The organism is Leifsonia sp. NPDC080035, assembly GCF_040050925.1.
Lineage (GTDB): Bacteria > Actinomycetota > Actinomycetes > Actinomycetales > Microbacteriaceae > Leifsonia.
Genome location: NZ_CP157390.1, coordinates 2,699,132 through 2,716,781, shown reverse-complemented (window position 1 = coordinate 2,716,781; position 17,650 = coordinate 2,699,132). Strand labels below are relative to the sequence as shown.

The following is a 17,650-nucleotide window of genomic DNA, read 5'->3' as shown; positions in this document are numbered from 1 at the left end:
ACCCGGGTCCGGTGACCGACGTGACCGACCCGACCGCCGCGGCGCCGGAGTCCACGAGGACTCCGGCGCCGCGACCTTCCCGCCTCCGCCCGCTGGCGGGGCTGACCCCGCGGAACGCGTTCCGCGAGGTCCTCGCCGGCGTGACCCTGCTCGCGATCGCCGTGCCGCTGAACATCGGCTACGCGCAGATCGCCGGCCTCCCCGCGACGGCCGGTCTCTACGCGCTGATCGTGCCGGCGGTGCTCTACGCGCTGACCGTCTCCTCGCGCCAGCTCGTCGCGTCCCCGGACGCTGCCGCGGCCGCGCTGGTCGCATCCTCGCTCGGCGGGCTCGCCGTCGCGGGACACCAGGACTACATAACGCTCGCCCTCGCGCAAGCGCTGATCTGCGGCGTGATGTTCCTCGCCTGCTCGTTCTTCAAGCTCGGGTTCCTGGCGAACTTCCTGTCCAAGCCGATCCTCGTCGGCTTCGTCGGCGGCCTCGCGCTCGACATCCTGGTCTCGCAGGCGGCGAAGATGCTCGGCGTGAAGATCGACTCGGGTGGCGAGTTCATCGAGAAGCTGACCGGGCTCGTCACCGGACTGCCCGGTCTCAACGTGTGGTCGGTGCTCATCTCGGCCGGCGCGCTCATTGTCCTGCTCGTCGGGCGCAGGATCGCCGCCGCCGTGCCGTGGGCGCTCATCGTGCTCATCGTCGGGACGATCGTCGTCGTCCTGTCCTCCGCCGAGAAGGCGGGGGTGTCCGTGCTCGGAAAGGTGGAGGCGGGACCGCCGACGCTCACCTGGCCGGTGATCGAATGGAGCCAGTGGGCGGCGCTCGTTCCCTCCGCCATCGCCCTCACCGTTGTGACGATGGGCGAGGGCCTGCTGGTCTCGCGGTCGTACGGCGAGAAGCGGGGATACCCGACGCGGCCCAACCGCGACCTGTTCGCCTTCGGCGTCGCGAACCTCGGCGCCGGCGTCTCGGGCGGTTTCACGGTCGGTTCGTCCACCTCGCGCACGGCCGCGATGGACCAGGCCGGCTCCCGCACGCAGCTGCCCAGCCTGATCACGGCGCTCGGGACGCTGCTGCTGCTGATCTTCGGCACGGCGCTGCTCGAGCACATCCCCTCCCCCGCGATCGGCGCGATCGTCGCCGTCGCCGTGGTGCCGCTGCTCGGCATCCCCGACTTCGTCCGGCTCTGGCGCCTCGACCGCTTCGAGTTCGTGATCGGCGCCGTCTGCTTCCTCGGGGCCCTGCTGATCGGCCCGATCGCAGGCATCCTGATCGCGTTCGTGCTCGCCGTCGTCAACGTGACCCGTCGCGCCGCGAATCCGCCCATCGACACGCTCGCCGCAGACGGCGACCCGGAGCACTCGCTGCTCGCCGCCGCGCCCGTCGGCGAGCCGACCGTGCCCGGGGTCGTCGTCGTCCGCCTGGCCGCGCCGCTGTTCTTCGCCAACTCCACGGTGTTCGAGCAGGCCGTCGAACGTGCCGCGCGGGAGGCGGGAGCCCGTCACGTCGTCCTCGACATGGAGGCGGTGACCGACGTCGACGTGACCGGCGCCGAATCGTGGGAGGCCGTCCAGGCCTCGCTCTCCGGCCGCGGCACCGACCTCGCGCTCAGCCGCGTGCGCCCGGGCATCCGCGACCGACTCGAGCACCTCGGGCTGCTGCACGGGGTGCGCTTCTTCGACACGAACAGGGAGGCCATCATGGCGCTCCGGACCGACGCCGCGGGGGAACCCCGTGGCTGAGCGGGGCTGGTGGCCCTTCCACCGTCGTCCCCGGGCGCCAGAGGCGCCGCCGCCTGAGGGGCCGGACCCCGACCAGCAGGCGGCAGAGGCGTCCGGACGCGCGGTGCGGATCCTGCTCGGGCTCGCCGCGGGCACGGTCGTCGCGGTCGGGATGCACGCGATCGGCAACATCCTCGCGCCCTCCCTCCTCGCGCTGGTGCTCACGATCTGCGCGCAGCCGGTGCGCGTCTGGCTCACCCGGCACGGGACGCCGGCCGGAATCGCGACCGGGGCGGTCGCCCTCACGACGTTCGCACTGCTCGCCGCGTTCGCCGGGCTGCTGATCGTCGCGCTCGCACAGTTCGTTGCGATGCTGCCCCAGTACAAGGACCAGCTCGATCAGTTCGGCGACCAGTTCGCGGCGTGGCTGCACAGCATCGGCGTCAGCCAGCAGGAGGTGCAGTCTGTCGCCTCCGGCTTCGACCCCACCAAACTGGTGAACTTCTTCACCGGGCTGCTCGGCGGCGCCTTCGGCTTCGTCGCGTTCGGTGTGATCGTGCTGACCATGCTCATCCTGATGCCGGCGGACGCGGCCTACACCCCGACGCTCCTGCGGCAGCTGCAGCCGACCAAGCCCAACCTCGTCTACGCGATGGGCGGCTTCGCGCACAGCGTCCGCCGGTACATGGTGGTCACCACGCTGCTCGGCATCGTTCAGGGTGTGATCAACGGTCTCGCACTGTGGGTGCTGGGGGTGCCGGCCGCCCTGCTGTGGGCGATCCTCGCGTTCCTCTGCTCGTTCATCCCGAACGTCGGCTACTTCATCGCCCTGGTGCCACCGCTCGTGTTCGGCTACCTGACCGGCGGCTGGGGCACGGTGATCGCGATCATCGTCATCTACGGGATCATCAACGCCGTCGTGCAGTCCATCGTGCAGCCGAAGGTGGTCGGCAACGCGGTGTCGCTGAGCCAGACGCTCACCTTCTTCTCCGTGCTGTTCTGGGCGGTCGTGCTCGGGCCGATCGGCGCCATCCTCGCCGTTCCCCTCACGCTGCTCGCCCGCGCCGTGCTCGTCGACTCCGACCCGCGCGCGCGGATCTGGCGGGCGGCGATCGGCGACTTGCAGGAGACGCGGGAACTGATGAAAGAGGAGACCGCCGCCGCGAAGGCGCAGCGGCTGGAGACGAAGACGCAGAAGCAGGCCGGACGGAAGGGATAGACAAGCATGGGGAGTGCGATCGGGGAAACGCTGCCCTTGGCGCTCGGGATCGCGATCAGCCCGGTGCCGATCATCGCGGCGATCCTGATGCTGCTGTCGCCACGGGCGCGCGGGACGAGCGTCGGGTTCCTGCTCGGCTGGCTGGTCGGCATCATCGTGGCGGTGGTGGTCTTCACACTGCTCTCGGGGCTGCTGCCGGAGAACGACCCTGACGCGTCCAAGCCGATCGCGGGCACGATCAAGATCGTGCTCGGCGCGCTCCTCCTCCTGCTTGCCCTGCGGCAGTGGCGGAGCCGGCCGCGACCGGGCGAGGCGGAGAAGCTGCCGAAATGGATGGACGCGATCGACTCGATGACCGCGGGGCGCGGCTTCGTGCTCGCGTTCATCCTGGCCGCGGTCAACCCCAAGAACCTGCTGCTCGCGGCCGGCGCCGGAGTCGCGATCGGCACCGCCGGCCTCTCGGCCGGCGCCGCGACCGTCGTCATCGTGGTGTTCGTGGTGATCGCGGCCTGCTCGGTCGCGATCCCCGTGATCGGCTACCTGCTCGCGGCCGACCGGATGCGCGGGCCCCTCGACTCCCTGCGCCGCTGGCTCGTCCACAACAACGCGGCGGTCATGGCGGTGCTGCTCCTGGTGTTCGGCGTCGTCCTGATCGGCAAGGGCATCGCGAGCTTCTGAGCCCCTGCGCCGCCTCTGCCGCCGATCCTCGAGGTGTCCTGACGACGATTTGCGCCAAATCGCGGCCTTGAGCGCGGCAGAACCACGATTTGGGGCAAATCGTTGCAGATGCAGACGATCGGTGTGCGCCGCGCAGCGAGCGGCTCAGTGCTGCAGCGACGTCTTCAGCAGGATCACGACAACGCCGAACAGGCCGGTGATCACCGCCCCCGCGAGGCAGACCGCGACCGGTCGGCCTCGGACCAGGAAGACGAGGTAGCCGAGCAGCGCCAGCATCAGGACGGTCAGCCAGAGCGCCAGGGTGACGCCGAGGTTCACGGGCAGCACGTGCAGCGCCGCCAGCAGCAGCGGGACGCTCGGCACGATGGCCGCCTCCAGCATCCCGCTGGACTCGCGGAGGGCGTGCCGCAGCGAGTCGCGCATCCTGTCGCCGAGCCGGTCCGCGTCGCCGTGGAAGCCCAGCGCCGTCGAGTAGACGTGGGCGAGCCAGAACACGACGATGCTCACCACGCTGAAGACGAGCACCTGCACCGCCGACTCGTGGTCCTCGTTCTCGATCGAGGCGGCGGCGACCACGCTGGCATAGACGATCGTGCCGTAGATGGCGGCCGGCGTCCCCCAGTGCCGCCAGAACGCCCGGTGCAGCCGGACCTGCTGGCCCTCGCTGCCCCCGCCGGGGCTCATGCCATCGCCTCCACCGACAGGTCGCTGCCGCCCTCCACGGTCAGCCGGCGTCCGACGCGCACCAGCTGCGGCTCCTCCGAGAACGCTCCCGCGAACAGCGCCTCGCCCTTGCGGAATGCGGGTGACTGCTCCAGCAGGTGCTGTGGGACGAACCCGAACACGTTCCCGATCTCGACGAGGTCGCGCGGCGAGTTCATGCGCATCAGCCCGAGGTTGTCGCACTGGGAGAGCACGTTCGGGTGGATCTTGGTCGGCCGCTGCGTGGAGAGGAACAGCCAGAGCCCGAACTTGCGGCCCTCCGCCGCGATCTGGATGAGCTGCTCGGTCAGCTGCGCCTCCACGCTGTTGCGGGGAGACGGCGGGCAGAAGTTGTGCGCCTCGTCGATGACGATGAGGATCGGGTTCCTGTCCATCCGCCGATCCCACAGGTGCTCCAGAACGCACAGCGCCGCGGCCTGCGGTTCGGCGGGATGGGCGAAGCCGCCGACGTCGAGCACCGTGACCCGCGGGCGCTCGTCGATGGTGTCGACCGCCGAGGCGCCGCCGAACGCCCAGAGCGGCCAGTCCAGGATCTCCAGGTTGTCGATGCGCATTCCGAGCCGCCTCCGCGCCGGGTCGTCCGACGCCATCAGGCCGTCCAGGAACCGGCCGCGTTCGTAGTGCTCCGGCGCCTTGTCCAGGTGCAGCAGGGCGTTGTACTCCTCCTCGTCGGCGATCGGATCCAGCCGGCCGACCGCCGCCTGCGAGCGCACGCTCAGGTCGACGTAGCGCGTGTGCAGCTGCGGTTCCTCGCGGGTGCTCGAGTGGAACACCCGGATGTCCAGGCCGCCGAACCGCTCGCGCAGCTCAGGCTCCACCTCGTCGCGGACGCGGTGGAGCCGTGCGAAGTCCGCGTTCGGGTCGATCACCGCGACCGGGAGCGTCGTCTCCAGCAGCAGCTGCTCCAGCACCACACCGAGCGCGTACGTCTTGCCCGACCCGCTCTGCCCGCACCAGAAGGTGTGCCTGTTGAAGCGCGAGCCGTCGATGACGGCGGGGCGGTCGGGCGCGTCGGCGCTGGTTCCGATGGTCAGCGGGATCATCGTGCTCCTCGGGAGGTGAGGGCCGCGTCCAGGGCGATCGCCGCCCGGATCAGGGCCAGGTGGGTGAACGCCTGCGGGAAGTTGCCGAGCTGGAGGCCGCTCTGGTCGATCTCCTCGGAGTAGAGGCCGACGTGATTGCCGTAGGTGAGCATCTTCTCGAAGGCGTACTGCGCCTCGTCGAGCCTGCCCGCGTCGGTGAGCGCACTCACGTAGAAGAAGGAGCAGAGCGAGAAGGTGCCCTCCGCCCCCGGCAGGCCGTCGGGCGACGCCGAGGGGTTGTAGCGGTAGACCAGGCTGTCGGCGACGAGCTCCTCGCCGATGGCGTCGAGCGTCGAGAGCCACATCGGGTCGTTCGGCGAGATCATCCCCACCAGCGGCATCAGCAGGGTGATCGCGTCCACGACGTCGGTGCCGGGATACTGGGTGAACGCCTTGCGCTCGGGGTTCCAGCACTGGGTGAAGACCTGCTCGTAGATCGCGTCCCTGGCGGCGATCCAGCGTTCCAGCGGGGCGGGGCGGCCGCGCTTCCTGGCCAGCGAGATCGCCCGGTCGAACGCGACCCAGCACATGATCCGGCCGTAGGTGAAGTCCTTCCGGCCGCCGCGCGTCTCCCAGACGCCCTCGTCGGGCTGGTCCCAGTTGTCGGCGAGCCAGTCGAGGATGCCAACGAGCTTCGTCCAGCCGGGGTGCCCGATCGCGCGGAACCCGTCCGCGGTGAACAGCGCATCGATCGCCTCGCCGTAGATGTCGAGCTGCAGCTGGTCCGCCGCCCCGTTGCCGATCCGCACCGGACGCGAGCCCGCATAGCCCTCGAAGTCGTCCAGGGTCAGCTCCTCGAGGTCGGAGGAACCGTCGATCCGGTACATGATCTTCAGCGGGCCGGATGCGTCGCCCACCTGCTCGGCGACCCGGTCGGCCACCCACAGCGAGAAGGAGATCGCCTCCTCCTCGTAGCCGAGCGCGATCAGCGAGTAGACGGAGAAGGATGCGTCGCGGATCCACGTGTACCGGTAGTCCCAGTTCCGCACGCCGCCGAGCTGCTCGGGGAGCGCGGCCGTTGGCGCAGCCACCAGCGCGCCGGACGGTGCATATTGCAACAGCTTGAGGACCATCGCCGAGCGTTCGACGGACGCGCGCCAGCGCCCCGAGTAGCTGCTCCGGGAGAGCCAGTCCCGCCAGAAGGCGACGGTCTCCCGGAAGCGCCGGTTGCCACGGTTGCGACCGAGATCCCGCGGCTCGCCGCGCGGCGCCGTCTCGAAGGCGAACAGCCGCAGGTCGCCTTCCTGCAGCCGGAACTCGGTGTCGACGTCGGTACCGTCGAGCGCATCAGGGCCGACGCCGTGCAGCGCAGCGGTCAGCGTCCCGTCGCGGAAGAGGACGCCGTGCTCGGAGGCGGTCGCGGTGTGCTCGCTGCGGCCGTAGTCGAACCGGGGCCGGCACTCCAGGCGGAACCGCAGCGTCCCGCGCACCACCCGCACCCCGCGCATGATCACCCGGTTCTGCGTCGCCACCTTCGGCTCGTCGGCGATCGGCATGAAGTCGATCACCTCGCCGACGCCCTCCGACGACATGAACCGCGTGATCAGCACGGCGGTCTGCGGGAAGTACATCTGCTTGATCCGCACGCCGTCGCCGAGCGCGTGGATGCGGAAGTAGCCGCCCTTCTCACGGTCCAGCAGCGCCGCGAACAGCGAAGGCGAATCGAACCGGGGCGCGCAGAACCAGTCGATGGCGCCGTCGGTGGCGACCAGGGCGACCGACTGCAGGTCGCCGATGATGCCGTGATCGGCGATGTCCGGGAAGGGTGCGTCGGCCACGGGAACCTCCTCCGCGCGCCACGTCCGGGCCGCGATAGCCGGATGCTAACGCCGCGCTCCGACGCCGCACCAGCCCCGTCCTCCGCCCACCCCCGCTCGCCGACGCTCGCCGCCGGCTCGCCACGCGAAGGCTGCCGAGCACAGGGAAAGTGTCGCGGTTTCGGCGGAATCGCAGCACTTTCCCTGTGCTCGGCGGCCGGGCGACGCCTGTGCGGGGCGGCGTCAGGCGGCGGGGCGGAGGCTCTCCGGCATGGGGAACGGGAGCGTGAAGAAGACCTGCGGGATGCCGACGGCGCCGAAGTCGTCCTTCTTCGCCACGATGCGCGTCGGCGACACCTCCGCCAGCCGCACCCGCAGCCAGCTGCCGTCCTCCATCCTCAGCTCGAAGATGCCGGCGAGGTAGCCGATCCCCGTCTCCTCCAGCAGCTCCTCCGCCGCCAGCCAGTCCACAGGTCCGCTCAGGTCGCGTCCGAGCAGGTCGACGGGGACGAACAGCTCGCCCTCCTGCCGCATCCAGCCCAGGCGCTCGCCGTCGCCGCGGCGGTGTTCGATCCAGTCGTCCATCGGCCCCTACCCTAGCCGCCCGGGCGGGAGCTACCATGAGCGCGCTGCGCAGGAGGTGGGACATGACCACGATCGCGACCCCGCTCACCGAGGCCGAGCTCTACGAGGCGGGACGAGCGGCACGCGGCGACGTGCCGCGCTCCGCGCAGGCCGAGTACACGCCGCCGCCGGGCCGGGATCCGCTGGGCATCCTGCGCACGCAGCACGAATCGCGGCTGCCGTGGCTCGTCCAGCTGCGAGTGGAGCGGATGGGCGCCGACCCGTTCGCGTTCTACCGCGGGACGGCGGCGATCCAGTCCGCGGACCTGCACGCCGGCGTCGACTCCGGCGCGGAGGTGATCATCTGCGGCGACGCCCACCTCGGCAACTTCGGCGTCTACCGCTCGCCCGAGCGCGCGATGGTGTTCGACATCAACGACTTCGACGAGGCGTTCATCGGACCCTGGGAGTGGGACGTCAAGCGCCTGCTCGCGAGCGTCGTCCTCGCCGGACGGTCGCTCGGGATGGGCGGGGCGCAGCTGCGGACGATCGTGCTCGACGCGTCCGCGATGTACCGCAACGCCCTCCGCAACGCCCTGCGACTCCCGCTGTACGGCCGCTACTTCACCCCCACCGACATGAACAACAGGCAGGTGCTGTCGCCGGACTCCGAGCGGATGGTCAAGCGCACGCTCAAGCAGTCGGAGAAGCGGACGAGCGAGCGCGTCGCCGCGCGCACTCTGGAGGAGGGCGGGGACGGCCGGATGCGCTTCGTGGAGCAGCCGCCGGTGCTCACCCGCCTGGAGCCGGATATCCGCGCCCTCATCGACGGCGTCTTCGAGGACTACCGCGCCAGCGTCCCGTCCAACCTCGCGCTCATGCTGTCGCAGTACACCGTGCTCGACGTCGCCCGCCGCGTCGTCGGGGTCGGCAGCGTCGGCACCCGGTGCTTCATCATCGCCCTCGGCGACCCGACCGGGGACGTGCTCATCCTGCAGTTGAAGGAGGCCGGCGCCTCGGTGGTGCAGGAGTTCGGGCAGGTCTCCCCCGCGCTCGGTTACCTGGACCCTGTGCTGTTCGATCGGCACCAGGGCTACCGGGTGGTCGGCTGCCAGCGGATCCTGCAGGCGGTCTCGGATCCGTTCCTCGGCTATCTGAACGTGGAGGACTACGGCTTCTACATGCGCATCTTCCGCAACCGCAACGCGTCGTTCGAGATCGGGGAGATGAACGCCGCGCAGTTCACGGATTACGCCCAGGCGTGCGCGATCGTGCTCGGCCGCGCGCACGCCCGCTCTCCCAAGGCGGCGTTCGCGGCCGGGTACATCGGGACGGGCGGAGCGTTCGTGCGCGCGGCGGCGGAGTGGGCGCACGCCTACGCCGACCAGGCGGAGGCGGACTACGAGCTGTTCGTGGACGCGGCGCGGCAGGGCTTCTTCGCCTGACGCGCTGACCCGATGGACCCGACGGGGCGCCGGACGCCGCCTCACGCCAGCTGGTGCGCGGTGCGGATCACCCCCTGGGGGTCGTACGCCGCCTTGACCGCACGAAGCCGTTCGAGGACGTCCGGCGCCCACAGCCGGGACGCCGGCACGACGGTCTCGCGGAAGTTGGCGTAGTCGCGTTCGGCCGCCCAGGGCGCGAGCGCGCCGCGCACCGCCTCCACGGCTCCCGCGACCGCCGGGGCGAGCGCGGGGTCAGGCACGATGCCCACCGCGTAGACCAGGAACCGGCCGGGCAGGTGGTCGACCGCGCCGCCTCCCGGGGCCGGACGGCCCGCGGCACCGCCGAGGTTGCGCAGGTCGACGGCCAGCAGCGGCGTCTGCGCCTCGGGCCCTGCGACCGCCAGCAGCGCCGCGATCGCGTCCTCCGGCAGATCGTCGATGATCATCCCGTCGCCGGCCGCGGGCACCGGCATCGGCGGGTCCATGTTGATGGCCCCGAGGGCCGCCGCCGGCATGGGAGCGAACGTGTCCAGCTCCGGGCCGAGGACGCGCAGGTCCGCGAGCAGAGCCACGGCCTCCTCCTCCGGCAGGTCGATCGCCCCGTTGACGCCCACGAACGCCCGGCCGCGCAGCGGCTCGGGAACGTCCGGCAGCGGCGGGACGCGCAGCAGCCGGACGCAGGTGGTCGCGGCCTCGGTGATGTCGCGTGTCCAGCGCTCGTAGGCGCGCACGACCTCGCCGGCGCGCTCGATCGGGAAGAGCAGCATCCCGGCGTAGATGGTCGCGAGCGGGAGCACCCGCAGGGTGATCGCGGTCACGACGGCCGTGGTGCCGCCGCCACCGCGGAGCGCCCAGAACAGCTCGGGCTCCTGCTCCGCGGTCACGTGCCGCTGCACGCCGTCCGCGGTGACGACGTCGAGCGCGATCACAGAGGTGCAGCCGAGCCCGTGCTCGCGCGCGAGCCAGCTGTACCCGCCGCCGAGCAGGTAGCCGGAGATGCCGACATCGGGCGAGGACCCCGCGAGCGCGGCGAGGGAGTGCGGCGCGAGCGCGGAGGTGACGTCGCCCCAGACGGCACCGGCGCCCGCGCGGACGACGCGGGCGTCCGCATCCACCTCGACGCCGCGCAGCGCCGACGTGTTCAGCAGCAGGCATCCGGCGAGGTCGCCGAGTGGTGCGGCCAAGTGCCCGGTGCCCTGCGGCACCAGCGTGCGCCCGGTCTCCCGGGCGAAGTCGAGCGCGGCCGCCACGTCGTCGGGGCCGGCCGGGACGACGACGAGGTCAGGATGCTGGTCGTGCGCGAGGTTCCAGGCTTGGCGGACGGTGTCCCAGCCGGGGTCGGCGGGTGTGACGACGGAGCCGGCGACGCGACCGGCGAGGTCTCGGAAGTCGTCCGAGACGTCGGTCTCGGTGAGAGACATGGTGGTGCTCCTGTTCGGGTTTCGGGTATCTGGTGACCGTCGCCGCGGCACCCCGCGGCGACGGCACCAAGGATGCTCCTGCCCGTCGCCGCGGCACCACCCCCAATTCCCTGCCGTCAGTCCCGCCGCTGCCCCTCCGGCAGGAGGAAGTCGCGCACCGCGTCGAGCACGGCGGGCGTGTCCAGGTGCAGGCCGTGGCGGGCGTCCAGCTCCAGGAAGCGGGCGTGCGGGATGCCGTCGGCGAGCATCCTGGCGTGCGGCACCGGGGTGAGCGCGTCGCGGCTGCCGTGGATGACGAGCGTCTCGGCGCGGATGCCGGCGAGCGCGTCCCTGGCGTCGTGGTCGCGGCTCGCCGCGAAGTGGCCCCGGAGCGCCGGGCGGGAGGCGACGCGGCCGAAGAACCCGTCGACCACGTCGGGATGAGCGTCGGCCCAGCCGTCGTCGAAGAACAGGGGTCGCATCCTGGCGCGGTCGCCGCTCAGCAGGTCGGCGATGGCGGCCGGGTCGCGCCGAGCACCGGAGCCGCCGGCGCGATCGCTCGCGGTGGTGGCGATGAGCACCAGGCGGCGCACCCTGCCCGGGTCGTCCGCGGCAAGCCATTGAGCGACACGGCCGCCCATCGAGTGCCCGACGACGTGCGCCGCTGCGACGCCCGCCGCATCCAGCACCGCCACGGCGTCGGCGGCGAACGATCGCGTCGAGTAGAGCCCGGCGTCGCCTTCCTCACTCGCGCCGATGCCGCGGTGGTCGAACGCGATGACCCGGAAGTCGCGTGCCAGGGCGTCGGCGAACGGTCCCCAGCCGTGCATCCCGGTCGCCTGGCCGGCGATCAGCAGCACCGGGACGCCGCTGCCGTGCTCCTCGAACGCGATCCGCACGCCGTCGTCCGCGATGGCGAACGTCGTCACGAGCGGTCACCGGCGCCGTCGCCCGGGCGCGAAGGGCGAGCCCGCAGGTGCACGCGCTCGCCCTGCTTGCCGAACAGGCTCAGGAACTCGACCGCGTCCTCGCCGGCCCGCTCGAACCAGTGCGGCACGCGGGTGTCGAACTCGGCCGCCTCGCCCGGCCCGAGCTCGATGTCGTGCTCGCCGAGCACGAGGCGCAGGCGGCCGTTCAGCACGTAGAGCCACTCGTAGCCCTCGTGCGTCCTGGGGTCGGGGATACCGGGGGCGGGACGACCGCCGGGGATGACGGTCTTGAACGCCTGGATACCGCCGGTCCTGCGGGTGAGCGGCACCACGGTGCGGTCGCCGTGCCGCACCGGCCGCAGGTGCACGCGGGGGTCGCCGGTCTGCGGCGCATCCACCAGCTCGTCCAGGGTCACGCCGTGCGCGCGGGCGAGCGGCAGCAGCAGCTCGAGGGTGGGACGCCGGGCGCCGGACTCCAGCCGCGAGAGCGTGCTGACCGAGATGCCGGTGGTCGCGGCGAGCTCGGCGAGGGTCAGGTCGCGACGGGTGCGGAGCGCGCGCAGCCGGTCGCCGACCGCGCCGAGCGCGCGGTCGAGCTCGCGGTCGGTCTCGTCGGTCATGCCCACATTTTGCCACTTCGGCAACGAAACTTGCCAATTCATCCGGCCGCCGCCGAGTGTGGAGGCATGGACGACTTCGATGTGATCGTGATCGGCGGCGGCGCGGCCGGACTCAGCGCCGGCCTGATGCTCGCCCGCGCCAGGGTGTCGGTGCTGGTGGTGGATGCGGGGGCCCCGCGCAACGCGCGCGCCGGCGAGGTGCACGGGCTGTTCGGCCGCGACGGCACGCCCCCGGCCGAACTCCTGGCGCGCGGTCGCGCGGAGGTCATCGGCTACGGCGGCGGCATCCTCGACAGCACCGTGACCGACGCGCGTCCGGACCGCGACGGGTTCGTCGTGACCGTGGACGGCTCGCGGAGGCTGAGCGCACGCCGGCTCATCGTCACGACCGGCCTCGTGGACGAGATCCCCGACATCCCCGGCCTGAGGGAGCGCTGGGGCGCGGAGGTCGTGCACTGCCCGTTCTGCCACGGCTGGGAGGTGCGCGACACCGCGATCGGCGTGCTGGCCCTGAGCGGGCGTGCGATGCACCAGGCGCTGCTGTTCCACCAGTGGAGCCCGGACGTCACCCTGTTCGCGAACGACCAGCCGGGCCTCGCGGAGGAGGCGGCCGAGCGCGGCATCCCCGTGGTGGAGGGCGCTGTGGAGGCGGTCGAACTGCGGGAGGGCCGCGTGGCCGGCCTCCGACTCGCTGGCGGCGAGGTGCATCCCGTCGAGACGGTCGTGATCGGCCCGCGCTCGCGGATCGTCGCACCCTTCCTCTCCGGCCTGGGACTCGCGCCCGTCGAGCATCCCGCCGGCATCGGCGAGCATCTGCCGACGGACCAGCAGGGCCGCACGAGCGTCCCCGGCGTCTGGGCCGCCGGCAATGTGACCGACCCGTCCGCACAGGTCGGGATGGCTGCGGCGGCGGCCGCGCTGGTTGCCGCCCAGCTCGCGATGGAGTTCGCGCTGGAGAAGGTGCCGCAGCGCTAGCGGGCCCGGGACGCGGCTAGCCGCCGAGCCCGGCCCGCTCGCGCACCGCGCGGGCGCTCCAGCGGCCGTCCGCGCGCTCGACGCGGATCGGGTGCTCGAAGGCGCGCGTCACGCTCTCGGTCGTGATCGCCTCGGCGATCGGACCGACGGCGACGATGCGGCCGTGCGAGATGAGCAGCGCGTGCGTCGTCGTCTCCGGCAGCTCCTCGAGGTGGTGGGTGACCAGCACGGAGGCGAGGTCCGGAGCGGTGTGCGAGAGGCCGTCGATCGTCTCCAGCAGCTGCTCCCGCGCGGCGACGTCGAGGCCGGTGGTCGGCTCGTCGAGCAGCAGGAGCCGGGGTTCGGAGATCAGCGCGCGGGCGATCAGGCTGCGGCCGCGCTCGCCCTGCGACAGGGTCGGCCAGCGTGCCTGGCTGCGCTCGTCCAGGCCGACGGTGTGGATGAGCTCCCGCGCGCGAGCCAGCTGCTCCGACGTCGGCTCCCAGCGCATCGGCCGCTCAAGCGTGCCGGTGATCCCGGTGAGCACCACCTCGGTGACGGTGAGGGGCGAGCGCACCGGATGCCGCGGGTTCACGTGCCCGATGTGCCGCCGCAGCTCCTGCAGCTCGACGCGGCCGAGGCGCCGGCCGAGCACATCCACGGTCCCGCTGGTGGGGAACGTCAGCGCCCCGCAGAACCCGAGCACCGTCGACTTGCCCGCACCGTTCGGGCCGAGCAGCGCCCAGTGCTCGCCGGCGCGCACGGTCAGGTCGATCCCGTCGAGGATCTGGTTGCCGTCGCGCCGGAAGGTGACGTCGCGGAGTTCGAGGACGGTGTCGGTCATGGGGCTCCTAGCTCAGCCGGCTCTTCAGGGAGGCGAGGTGGCCGCGACTCGCGCGCGCCGCCGCATCCGGATCCTGGCGGGCGATGGCGTCCACCAGCGCGGCGTGCGCGTCGTGGTCGGCCGACTCGTCCGGCACCGGGCGGATGCGCAGCATCTGCACCATCGCCTCGCGCGAGCGTGGCACGAACCCGTCGAACAGCTCGCGCAGGATGTCGTTGTGGGCCGCATCGACGACGGCCCGGTGGAAGGCGGTGTCCGCGTCCACGTGCGCCTCGATCGTCGCCGCAGGCTCGCCGCGGGTCTGCAGGGCGCGGCGCAGCGCGCGCAGCTCCGCGGGGGTGCGGCGCTCGGCGGCCAGCGCCGCCGCCTCCGACTCGATCGCGGTGCGCGCCTCGATCACCGACACGATGCCGGCCCGCCGGAGCACCGCGTCCCAGTCCTCCGGCACGTCGAGGGCGGTGACGAAGACGCCGGCGCCCTGGCGGGACTGCAGCATCCCTCGCCCGGCGAGCTGCCGGATCGCCTCGCGGACCGTCGACCGGCCGACGCCCAGCTGCGGTGCGAGCGTCGTCTCGCCGGGGAGCTTCTCGCCGAGCGCCCATTCGCCCGCGCGGATGCGTGCGAGCAGCGCGTCGGCCGCCTGGTCGGCGAGAGGGGCGCGGAGGACGGGCACGTCTGCCATCCTATGCCGCCTAGCCCAACACTTGTCTACTTGTCTGAGGAGTGCTACGGTCGCAGCATGCACTTCGGACGCCTCCTCCTTCCCCGCCGCGGCGGGGTCTGACCGGCGCCCCGCCGCGGAGTCCGCGGGTTCCCTCGTCGCGCCGGTCGACCGACCGCACGCACGACACGAAGGAGAACCCCATGACCACCACGCCCGCCGGCGAGGCGCTCGAGCTGCCCGGGACGCCCGCCTGGAACCGCCAGCGCCCGTCCGGGATGCCCTCCCACCGCTACCGGGACGTGCACAGCCGCGTCGACATCCCCGTCGTCGACCGCCGCTGGCCCTCCGCACGCATCACCACCGCGCCGCTCTGGGTGCCCGTCGACCTGCGCGACGGGAACCAGGCGCTCGCCGAGCCGATGGACCCGGCGCGCAAGCGCCGGTTCTTCGAGCTGATGGTCCGGATGGGCTACACCGAGATCGAGGTCGGCTACCCGAGCGCCTCCCGCACGGACTACGACTTCGTGCGCCTGCTCGCCGAGGAGCGGCTGGCCCCGGAGGACGTGACGATCGTGGTGTTCACCCCGGCCAGGCGCGACCTGATCGAGCGCACCGTGGAGTCGGTGCGGGGCCTGCGCAACCCGGTCGTCATCCACCTGTACACGGCGACCGCTCCCGTCTGGCGGGACGTCGTGCTCGGCAAGCAGCGGCGGGAGCTGCTCGACCTCATCCTGGCGGGTGCGTCGGACGTGCTCCGGCTGGCGGGCGACCGGCCGGACACCCGTTTCGAGTTCTCGCCCGAGGTGTTCAACCTCACCGAACCGGATTTCGCGCTGGAGGTCTGCGACGCGGTGACCGGGTTGTGGCAGGCGTCCCCGGACCGGCCGGTCATCCTCAACCTGCCCGCGACGGTCGAGGTGGCGACGCCGAATGTGTACGCGGACCAGATTGAGTGGATGCACCGCAACCTGGCGAGGCGCGACTCCGTCATCCTCTCGGTGCACCCGCACAACGACAGGGGCACCGGCATCGCCTGCGCCGAGCTGGCCGTGCTCGCGGGTGCGCAGCGCGTGGAGGGCTGCATCTTCGGCAACGGCGAGCGCACCGGCAACGTCGACCTGGCGACGCTGGCGCTGAACCTGCACGCGCAGGGCGTGGATCCGATGATCGACTTCTCGCGCATCGACGAGGTGCGGGCGGTGGTCGAGGACTGCACGCGCATCCCGCTGCATCCCCGGCATCCGTACGTCGGCGAGCTCGTGCACACGGCGTTCAGCGGCACCCACCAGGACGCGATCAGGAAGGGCTTCGCCGAGCACCGGGCCCGCGCGGCGGCGGCCGGCGTCGCCGAGGCGGACCTCGACTGGCGGGTGCCCTACCTGCCGATCGACCCGGCGGACCTGGGTCGCAGCTACGAGGCGGTGATCCGGGTGAACTCGCAGTCGGGCAAGGGCGGCATCGCGCACCTGCTGGAGGAGCACGGGATCACGCTCTCGCGCGACGAGCAGGTCGCCTTCGCCCGGGTCGTTCAGGAGCACACCGACCGCACGGGCGCCGAGGTCACGGGAACGCAGCTGGTGGAGCTGTACCGCGCGCACACGGCGCAGGCGGGGCAGGCGGCCGCCCTGGCAATCCCCTGAGCGGGACTCGAAGTCGTCGGCGAAAGGGTCTACCGTGCGGAGTCGGTCTGCGAGCTCCCCCGCTCGCCGGCCCGGAAGGAGTCCCGTGGCCCTCAACCTGCCCCTGCCACCGCACCTGAGCGCGCGCTTCGGCACCGACGCGACCGGCGAACTCGTCGTCGACGGTGCGCGCGAGGAGTTCGCCGAGGCGAGCACGGACCACCTGCGTGAGGCGGTGCTGCGCCGCGTCGGCGAGATCGCCGCGTCGGTCGGGCGCCCGGTGCAGCTGATGGTCTCGGACGAGGAGGGCGACTGGCTGCTCGTCGTGCATCCGGACGGCTCCATCGGCGACGAGGAGGCGCTGCCCGAGGGCGCCGCGGCCGAGTCCGCGACCGAGGGCGCCTCCGTCGCGGACGCTGCCGACGACGCCACTGCGTCGGAGAGCCGGCACGCGCCGGTCACCCTGCTCCCCCGTCCCGCGCCCGAGCGCGAGTCGTTCCTCTACGTGGAGAACCCGCGCCCGGACCGGGCGAAGCAGGGCGTCCGCGGCGCGCTCGCCCGCGCGGGCATCCCGCTCGCACCGTCCGCCGCCGAGCTGCGCGAGCGCGCCGAGCTGGATGCGGTGAGCAGGCACTGGGCCGGCCCGCGGACCATCGCGATCGTCAACGGCAAGGGCGGCGCGAACAAGACGCCGACGACCGCGCTGCTGGCGGCCGTGTTCGCGCGCAACGGCGGCTCCGGCGTTCTGGCCTGGGACAACAACGAGACCCGCGGCACGCTCGGCTGGCGGACGGAGCAGGACGCGCACGACGCGACCGTGCAGTCCCTGCTGCCCGCGACCGAGAGCCTGCTCTCCGCCGGCGCCCGCACCGCCGACATCGGTCACTTCGTGCACCACCAGAACGCCGACAAGTACGACGTGCTGCGCTCCAACCCGACCATGCTGGCGACCGAGCAGCGCATCTCGTCGGCGGACTTCGACCGCCTGCACGAGGTGGCGACCAAGTTCTACCGGCTGGTGATCATCGACAGCGGCAACGACGAGTCCGCCGAGCGCTGGCTGCGGATGATCGACCACACCGACCAACTGGTGATCGCCACGACGGCGCTCGGCGAGCACGCGGAGGCCGGTGCGCTGCTGCTGGAGGCGCTGATGCAGCGCGACGCGCAGTCCGCACGGCTGGCGCGGGATGCGGTGGTGATCGTCTCGCAGTCCGAGCGCACCGGCCCCGCCTCCGACGTGCGCAGGGTGGCCGCAGGATTCGAGCCGCTCGCGCGGCGTGCGGTGACCATCCCGTTCGACCCGGAGATGCACGGCGGCCGGCTCTCGTTCGAGACGCTCGCGCCGAAGACGCGCCGCGCGTGGCTGCACGCCGCCGCCGCCGTCGCCGAAGGACTCTGAGCCTCCCGTTCTCCACAGCCCCGCCGTCGAGTACG

General features: G+C 72.3%; 16 protein-coding genes. 7 read left to right on the top strand and 9 right to left on the bottom strand.

Annotated elements, in window-relative coordinates; all coding sequences use genetic code 11:
* Window positions 1-11: 11 nt before the first annotated feature.
* The 3 genes from AAME72_RS13210 to AAME72_RS13200 are packed head-to-tail and all read left to right on the top strand — an operon-like array spanning window position 12 to window position 3,612.
* Window positions 12-1,736 carry a SulP family inorganic anion transporter gene (locus tag AAME72_RS13210; RefSeq protein ID WP_348787014.1) on the top strand — a complete coding sequence of 575 codons (1,725 nt, stop codon included), beginning with the start codon at window positions 12-14 and terminating at the stop codon, window positions 1,734-1,736.
* Entirely contained in the window at window positions 1,729-2,934 is a 1,206-nt protein-coding gene (locus AAME72_RS13205; RefSeq protein WP_348787013.1) for an AI-2E family transporter, read from the top strand. Before AAME72_RS13210 ends, AAME72_RS13205 begins: the two co-directional genes overlap by 8 nt.
* 6 nt (window positions 2,935-2,940) lie before the next feature.
* A complete protein-coding gene (locus AAME72_RS13200) occupies window positions 2,941-3,612 on the top strand; it encodes a GAP family protein (protein ID WP_348787012.1) in 672 nt (223 codons plus the stop codon).
* A gap of 144 nt (window positions 3,613-3,756) precedes the next feature.
* Here AAME72_RS13200 and AAME72_RS13195 read toward each other — a convergent pair whose 3' ends face one another.
* The 4 genes from AAME72_RS13195 to AAME72_RS13180 form a co-directional block, all read right to left on the bottom strand.
* Window positions 3,757-4,296: a hypothetical protein gene (locus AAME72_RS13195; RefSeq protein ID WP_348787011.1), complete on the bottom strand. Its 540-nt coding sequence runs from the start codon at window positions 4,294-4,296 to the stop codon at window positions 3,757-3,759.
* Window positions 4,293-5,378 (bottom strand): ATP-binding protein, encoded by a 1,086-nt coding sequence (locus AAME72_RS13190; protein ID WP_348787010.1) that lies wholly within the window; start codon window positions 5,376-5,378, stop codon window positions 4,293-4,295. Before AAME72_RS13190 ends, AAME72_RS13195 begins: the two co-directional genes overlap by 4 nt.
* The gene (locus tag AAME72_RS13185; RefSeq protein ID WP_348787009.1) at window positions 5,375-7,195 is read right to left on the bottom strand and encodes a glycoside hydrolase family 15 protein; all 1,821 of its coding nucleotides are present in this window, start codon (window positions 7,193-7,195) and stop codon (window positions 5,375-5,377) included. The genes AAME72_RS13190 and AAME72_RS13185 overlap by 4 nt, the downstream gene beginning before the upstream one ends.
* 222 nt (window positions 7,196-7,417) lie before the next feature.
* Entirely contained in the window at window positions 7,418-7,759 is a 342-nt protein-coding gene (locus tag AAME72_RS13180) for a hypothetical protein (RefSeq protein WP_348787008.1), read from the bottom strand.
* Window positions 7,760-7,821: 62 nt separating this feature from the next.
* On the opposite strand from AAME72_RS13180, the gene AAME72_RS13175 reads away from it, so the two are divergent.
* Window positions 7,822-9,183 (top strand): DUF2252 domain-containing protein, encoded by a 1,362-nt coding sequence (locus AAME72_RS13175; RefSeq protein WP_348787007.1) that lies wholly within the window; start codon window positions 7,822-7,824, stop codon window positions 9,181-9,183.
* A 41-nt stretch (window positions 9,184-9,224) separates the two neighbouring features.
* Here the strand turns inward: AAME72_RS13175 and AAME72_RS13170 are convergent, their stop codons facing one another.
* The 3 genes from AAME72_RS13170 to AAME72_RS13160 all read right to left on the bottom strand — a co-directional run bounded on the left by AAME72_RS13170 (window position 9,225) and on the right by AAME72_RS13160 (window position 12,132).
* Complete coding sequence (locus AAME72_RS13170; RefSeq protein ID WP_348787006.1) at window positions 9,225-10,604, bottom strand: FAD-binding oxidoreductase; 1,380 nt, start codon at window positions 10,602-10,604, stop codon at window positions 9,225-9,227.
* Between the two features lie 116 nt (window positions 10,605-10,720).
* Window positions 10,721-11,512, bottom strand: coding sequence for an alpha/beta fold hydrolase (locus AAME72_RS13165; protein ID WP_348787005.1), 792 nt, complete (start codon window positions 11,510-11,512; stop codon window positions 10,721-10,723).
* Window positions 11,509-12,132: an XRE family transcriptional regulator gene (locus AAME72_RS13160; protein ID WP_348787004.1), complete on the bottom strand. Its 624-nt coding sequence runs from the start codon at window positions 12,130-12,132 to the stop codon at window positions 11,509-11,511. The genes AAME72_RS13165 and AAME72_RS13160 overlap by 4 nt, the downstream gene beginning before the upstream one ends.
* Window positions 12,133-12,198: 66 nt before the next feature.
* Here AAME72_RS13160 and AAME72_RS13155 point away from each other — a divergent pair, with 66 nt between their 5' ends.
* Entirely contained in the window at window positions 12,199-13,107 is a 909-nt protein-coding gene (locus AAME72_RS13155; RefSeq protein WP_348787003.1) for an NAD(P)/FAD-dependent oxidoreductase, read from the top strand.
* Between the two features lie 16 nt (window positions 13,108-13,123).
* On the opposite strand, the gene AAME72_RS13150 is transcribed toward AAME72_RS13155, so the two are convergent.
* Complete coding sequence (locus tag AAME72_RS13150; protein ID WP_348787002.1) at window positions 13,124-13,930, bottom strand: ATP-binding cassette domain-containing protein; 807 nt, start codon at window positions 13,928-13,930, stop codon at window positions 13,124-13,126.
* 7 nt (window positions 13,931-13,937) lie between these two features.
* Window positions 13,938-14,612, bottom strand: a complete 675-nt coding sequence (locus tag AAME72_RS13145; protein WP_348787001.1) for an FCD domain-containing protein — start codon at window positions 14,610-14,612, stop codon at window positions 13,938-13,940.
* Between the two features lie 182 nt (window positions 14,613-14,794).
* Here AAME72_RS13145 and AAME72_RS13140 point away from each other — a divergent pair, with 182 nt between their 5' ends.
* Together AAME72_RS13140 and AAME72_RS13135 are read left to right on the top strand one after the other, a co-directional pair.
* Entirely contained in the window at window positions 14,795-16,234 is a 1,440-nt protein-coding gene (locus AAME72_RS13140; RefSeq protein ID WP_348787000.1) for a 2-isopropylmalate synthase, read from the top strand.
* Window positions 16,235-16,319: 85 nt separating this feature from the next.
* Window positions 16,320-17,615 carry an AAA family ATPase gene (locus AAME72_RS13135; RefSeq protein ID WP_348786999.1) on the top strand — a complete coding sequence of 432 codons (1,296 nt, stop codon included), beginning with the start codon at window positions 16,320-16,322 and terminating at the stop codon, window positions 17,613-17,615.
* Window positions 17,616-17,650: the final 35 nt, after the last annotated feature.

Bases quoted from the DNA above. Each gene is read 5' to 3' on its own strand.
- AAME72_RS13140 (WP_348787000.1), top strand. From the start codon at position 14,795: ATGACCACCACGCCCGCCGGCGAGGCGCTCGAGCTGCCCGGGACGCCC.
- AAME72_RS13160 (WP_348787004.1), bottom strand. From the start codon at position 12,132: ATGACCGACGAGACCGACCGCGAGCTCGACCGCGCGCTCGGCGCGGTC.
- AAME72_RS13190 (WP_348787010.1), bottom strand. From the start codon at position 5,378: ATGATCCCGCTGACCATCGGAACCAGCGCCGACGCGCCCGACCGCCCC.
- AAME72_RS13155 (WP_348787003.1), top strand. From the start codon at position 12,199: ATGGACGACTTCGATGTGATCGTGATCGGCGGCGGCGCGGCCGGACTC.
- AAME72_RS13180 (WP_348787008.1), bottom strand. From the start codon at position 7,759: ATGGACGACTGGATCGAACACCGCCGCGGCGACGGCGAGCGCCTGGGC.
- AAME72_RS13200 (WP_348787012.1), top strand. From the start codon at position 2,941: ATGGGGAGTGCGATCGGGGAAACGCTGCCCTTGGCGCTCGGGATCGCG.
- AAME72_RS13145 (WP_348787001.1), bottom strand. From the start codon at position 14,612: ATGGCAGACGTGCCCGTCCTCCGCGCCCCTCTCGCCGACCAGGCGGCC.
- AAME72_RS13195 (WP_348787011.1), bottom strand. From the start codon at position 4,296: ATGAGCCCCGGCGGGGGCAGCGAGGGCCAGCAGGTCCGGCTGCACCGG.
- AAME72_RS13150 (WP_348787002.1), bottom strand. From the start codon at position 13,930: ATGACCGACACCGTCCTCGAACTCCGCGACGTCACCTTCCGGCGCGAC.
- AAME72_RS13170 (WP_348787006.1), bottom strand. From the start codon at position 10,604: ATGTCTCTCACCGAGACCGACGTCTCGGACGACTTCCGAGACCTCGCC.
- AAME72_RS13175 (WP_348787007.1), top strand. From the start codon at position 7,822: ATGACCACGATCGCGACCCCGCTCACCGAGGCCGAGCTCTACGAGGCG.